Origin of the sequence: Mesorhizobium sp. M1E.F.Ca.ET.041.01.1.1 (assembly GCF_003997355.1) — a bacterium.
GTDB lineage: Bacteria > Pseudomonadota > Alphaproteobacteria > Rhizobiales > Rhizobiaceae > Mesorhizobium.
In genome coordinates, this window is the sequence record NZ_RZSL01001011.1 from 1 (window position 1) to 1,332 (window position 1,332).

General features: G+C 63.6%; 1 protein-coding gene. It reads right to left on the bottom strand.

The annotated features are described in order from the left end of the window. Nucleotides 1–175 precede the first annotated feature (175 nt). Nucleotides 176–1,332 (bottom strand): aromatic ring-hydroxylating dioxygenase subunit alpha (locus tag EOA38_RS36870; RefSeq protein ID WP_145966305.1); only part of this gene is annotated, 1,157 nt, incomplete at its 5' end.

Consider the following 1,332-nt stretch of genomic DNA (forward strand, 5'->3'; position numbering starts at 1 on the left):
GGGGTGATTGGCCAATCTCCCCTCTTGAGGGGGAGATGTCGCCGAAGGCGACAGAGGGGGTCGTCTCACGTAGAGTGCCTGCGCCTTCCGCGACGACAGAGGGCGTCGGCGTTCTACGCGCAGCGACCCCTCTGCCCTGCCGGGCATCTCCCCTCAAGGGGGAGATTAGCAGCTTCTACCCCCTCGACCGCAGCGCGTCGTTCAATCCCCACATGTCCTTTTCCTCGGGCGCCGTTTCCAGGTTCAGCACCGGAACTTGCCTGCGCAGATGGTCGTGGTGGGTGCGCACCCCATACTCGAGGTCCGAGAGATAAAAGCCCTCGAAGGCTTCCGACAGCATGGATTCGTTCGACCACACCGAAAGCTGCACGTCCTCGTTCATCGTGTCGCGGTCGATGCGGTAGGCGAGGTAACGCGCCGCCGCCTGCTCCCTGGTCTCGTCCGGATAGCGATAGACCGCGCCGCGCAGCAGCGTCTCGCCGGTTGACAGCGGGAACTCCTGATAGAACTGCACCGATTCCGGCATGATCGACAGCGCATTGTTGGGGAAGATGCCGTAATAGATCCAGGCCCGGCGCAGGTGCTCCGGCAAGTGCGCCGGCTCGGGCGCGATCTTGATGTACTGGCCGACGCTCCAGCGCCGTCCGGCATGCGGGTTGTAGGTGGCGAAGGACCGCGACACGCCATTGACGAAGGGTTCGTCGAAATAGGTCGCGCCATAGAGGTCCTGCAGCGCCGGATGCGCCATGGCGACGTGGTAGCCTTCATTGTCGACGTCGCGCACCGACTTCCAGTTGACCGGCGATTTCTGCGTCCAGATTCCCCAGGACGGCACCATGTCGGCAACGCGGTAGTGAGCGATCTCCGCCTCGATCGGCTTCAAGAGCTCGGCTACCGAAGGCTGCGGGCCACCCTTGCGGAAACGAATGAAGATGAAGCCCATCCAGATTTCGAGGTCGAGCGGCATCAGGCCGAACTCGGTCTTGTCGAGCTCGGGGAAAGAGCGCGGGCGTGCCGCGCCGCGCAGCGTGCCGTCGAGATTATAGACCCAGCCGTGGAACGGGCAGACCAACGCGTTCTTGCAGGTGCCCCGGCTGTCGGCGACGACGCGACTGCCGCGATGACGGCACATGTTGTTGAAGGCACGCACGACGCCGTCCTTGCCGCGCACGATCAGCGCGCGCTCGCCGATAACGTCCATGGTCAGATAATCGCCTGCATTCGGCACGTCGGAGACGTGGCCGGCGATCTGCCAGTGATTGCGGAAGACGTATTCCTTCTCGAGTTCGAGAAGCGCGTTGGAATGATAACTCCACCCCGGCAAGCCCCGCC